This is a genomic window from Aquabacterium sp. (genome assembly GCF_035476535.1).
Taxonomy (GTDB): Bacteria; Pseudomonadota; Gammaproteobacteria; order Burkholderiales; family Burkholderiaceae_C; genus Pseudaquabacterium.
In genome coordinates this window covers 1-3,318 of the sequence record NZ_DATILJ010000273.1, presented here as the reverse complement: position 1 = coordinate 3,318, position 3,318 = coordinate 1, and the positions used below count along the sequence as shown (strand labels likewise).

The window sequence follows — 3,318 nt, the reverse complement described above, 5'->3', positions numbered from 1 at the left end:
GGCGGCCGATGCGTCACTGTCCGGCAGCGCGCTGGTGGTGTGGGCGGTGAAGCCGCAGCTGTTCAATGAAGCCGCGGCGCCGGCCGCCGCGTTCGTGGCCGGTGCGCTGCAGCTCAGCGTGATGGCCGGCATCCGCTGCAGTGCGATCATGCGGACCACCGGCGCCACGCGCATCGTGCGCAGCATGCCCAATACGCCGGCGCTGATCGGCCGCGGCATTGCCGGGCTGTTTGCCACGCCCGAGGTGCAGGCCGAGCAACGCGCGCTGGTCGAGCAGGTGCTGCAGCCCACCGGCCAGCTGATGTGGCTGCCGCAGGAAGCCGACCTCGATGCGGTGACTGCGCTATCCGGCTCTGGCCCGGCCTATGTCTTCTACTTCGTCGAAGCGATGATGGCCGCGGCCACTGAGATGGGCCTGACGGCCGAGCAAGGCAAACGCCTGGCGCTGGCCACCTTCGACGGCGCGGCGGCGCTGGCCGCGCAGTCCGACGAGCCGCCGTCGGTGCTGCGTGAGCGGGTCACTTCCAAGGGCGGCACGACCTACGCGGCGCTGCAATCGATGCAGGCCGATGGCGTCGCGCCGGCGCTGGTCAAAGCCGTGCGGGCGGCGCAGCGGCGCGCGGCGGAATTGGGTGACGAGTTCGGCTGAGCCCGCGCAGCTGTCATGCCCTGCGGCATGACAGCTGGCTGGCGAAGCGACCCGGCCTGCAGAGCCGGGTCGTGGGCGAGCTTGCGCTCAGCGCAACGCCAGGTCCAGCGCAACGCCGGCGAACACCGCTGCGCCGACCCAGTGGTTCAGCCGGAAGGCCTTGAAGCAGCCGTCGTGCTCACGCCGGCGGATCAGCGTGAAGTGCCACAGCGCCTGCGCGGCCGCGACCGCTATGCCCAGCAGGAATGCGCGGCCCAATCCCAGGCTGCGGCCGATGGCCGCCCAGCTGGCGAGATAGACCGCATAAAAGGCCATCACGCCGATCACATCGAAACGGCCCAGCGTGATCGCCGACGTGCGCATGCCGATCTTCAGGTCGTCGTCGCGGTCGACCATCGCGTATTCGGTGTCGTAAGCCAGCACCCAGAACAGGTTGCCGAGCATCAGCCACCAGGCCTGCGGCGGCACAGCGGCGTTGATCGCGGCCAGGCTCCATTCGCGGCCCCCTTGCGCGGCGGCAAAGGCCATCGGAATGCCGAAGCTGAAGGCCACGCCCAGCACCGCCTGCGGCATCGAGACAAAGCGCTTGGCATACGGGTAGGCCAGCGTGATGGCCAGCGCCGCGAAGGACAGCAGGATGGTCGGCGCATTGGTCGTCAGCACCAGCACGAAGGCCGCCAGCGCCAGCACCGCGCCGACGATCAGCGCCTCCTTCACCGGCAGCGCGCCGCGGGTGACGGGCCGCTGGGCCGTGCGTTTGACATGGCGGTCGAACTCGCGATCGGCCACGTCGTTGATGCAGCAGCCGGCGCTGCGCATCAGCACCGTGCCGAGCGTGAACACCGCCAGCAGGTGCCAGCCCGGAAAGCCGTCGGCGGCAATCCACAGCGCGGACAGCGTCGGCCACAACAGCAGCAGCCAGCCAGCAGGACGGCTCCAGCGGATCAGGTCCAGGTACAGCGGCAGGCGCTGGCGCAAGCGGTTCAGCATCGGGCTCGGATTGTGGCACCCGGGTCTGCGCACAATGCAGGCAACGCGGCCTGCCGCCCGCCCGAGGACACCCGATGAATGCGCTGCTCGATGTGCACCCCGAAGTCGCCGATGCGCTGGCCACCGGCCGGCCGGTGGTGGCGCTGGAATCGACCATCATCTCGCACGGCATGCCCTGGCCGCAGAACGCCGAGACGGCACTGGCCGTCGAAGCCGAAGTGCGCGCGCAGGGTGCGGTGCCGGCGACGATTGCGGTGATCGCCGGCCGCCTCACGGCCGGGCTGACGCGCGAGCAGATCGAGCTGCTCGGCCGCAGCGGCCAGGCCGTGGCCAAGGTCAGCCGGCGCGACCTGCCTTACCTGGTGATGCGTGGCGGCCTGGGCGCGACGACGGTGGCCGCGACGATGATCATTGCGGCCTTGGCCGGCATCCGCGTCTTCGCCACCGGCGGCATCGGTGGTGTGCACCGTGGCGCCGAGACCAGCCTGGACATTTCGGCCGACCTGCAGGAGCTGGCGCGCACGCCGGTGGCGGTGGTCTGCGCCGGCGCCAAGTCGATCCTCGACCTGGGGCTGACGCTGGAGTACCTGGAGACCCACGGCGTGCCGGTGATCGGCTACCGCACCAGCAGCCTGCCGGCCTTCTTCAGCCGTGACAGCGGCTTCGGTGTCGACCATCGCATCGACGACGCGGCGGACATCGCGCGGCTGATGCAGGTGAAGTGGGACCTAGGGCTGGGCGGTGGCCTGGTCATCGCCAATCCGATTCCCGAGCGCCATGCGCTAGCGCGTGAAGTGATCGACCAGGTCATCACGCAGGCTCTGGCCGAAGCCCAGGCGCAAGGCGTGCAAGGCAAGGCCGTCACGCCCTTTCTGCTGCAGCGCGTGAACGCGCTGACCGGCGGCCACAGCCTGGCCAGCAACATCCAACTGGTGCTGAACAACGCGCGGCTGGCGGCGGCGCTGGCCACGGCCTATGCGGCCCTGTCCGGGCGCAAATAGCTCAAGGTTGCAGCACGACACGGCCGACGACTCGGCCCTTTGCCAGATCGTCCAGTGCCTGGTTCACGCTGGCCAGTGGCCGCAGGTCCAGTGGGATCGTCGGCAGGGTGATCGTCTGAGCCAGCGCCACCAGTTCGCGCAGCTCATTCAGGCTGCCGACATAGGAGCCGGCCAGCCGCAGCACGCGCAACGGCAGGCTGGGCAGCGGCAGTCGCAACTCGCCGCCGAACAGGCCGACGACGATGACCTGCCCGCCGCGCCGCACCAGGCCGATCGCCAGCGACGAGCTGGATTGGCTGCCGACGAAGTCCAGCGCCGCGGCGATGTTGCGCTGGCAGGCGCTGGAGATCGTCTTCAGCGCCTGCGGATCGTCCGGGTCGAAGGCCAGTGCCGCGCCATGGTGCAGCGCCGCGTCGCGCTTGGCCGGGTCGGGGTCGATCGCGACGACTTTCGCGGCCGAAGTGGCCGACAGCAGCGCTACCGCCGTCATGCCGACACCGCCGCAGCCGACCACCACCACATGATCGTCGGCACCCAGCGCATCGAGCTTGCGGATCGCGCCGAACGCCGTGATGCCGGCGCAGGCAAAGGTGGCCGCGCGCTCCGGCGCCAGTGTGCCGATGGGCACCAGGTAGCGCGCATGCGGCACGCGCACCAGGTCGGCATAACCGCCCGGCA

General features: G+C 70.2%; 4 protein-coding genes. 2 read left to right on the top strand and 2 right to left on the bottom strand.

Translation table 11 applies throughout. The features are described from left to right. Positions 1-649, top strand: a 649-nt coding sequence (proC, locus tag VLK61_RS27265) for a pyrroline-5-carboxylate reductase (protein WP_325425967.1), incomplete at its 5' end; no start/stop codon positions are given. An 87-nt stretch (positions 650-736) separates the two neighbouring features. Here the strand turns inward: proC and ubiA are convergent. Next, the gene (gene ubiA, locus VLK61_RS27260; RefSeq protein WP_325425965.1) at positions 737-1,639 is read right to left on the bottom strand and encodes a 4-hydroxybenzoate octaprenyltransferase; all 903 of its coding nucleotides are present in this window, start codon (positions 1,637-1,639) and stop codon (positions 737-739) included. A 74-nt stretch (positions 1,640-1,713) separates the two neighbouring features. On the opposite strand from ubiA, the gene VLK61_RS27255 reads away from it, so the two are divergent. Next, positions 1,714-2,640 carry a pseudouridine-5'-phosphate glycosidase gene (locus VLK61_RS27255; RefSeq protein ID WP_325425963.1) on the top strand — a complete coding sequence of 309 codons (927 nt, stop codon included), beginning with the start codon at positions 1,714-1,716 and terminating at the stop codon, positions 2,638-2,640. A gap of 1 nt (position 2,641) precedes the next feature. Here VLK61_RS27255 and VLK61_RS27250 read toward each other — a convergent pair. Beyond that, on the bottom strand, positions 2,642-3,318 hold a 677-nt coding region (locus VLK61_RS27250), incomplete at its 5' end, for a zinc-binding dehydrogenase (protein ID WP_325425961.1).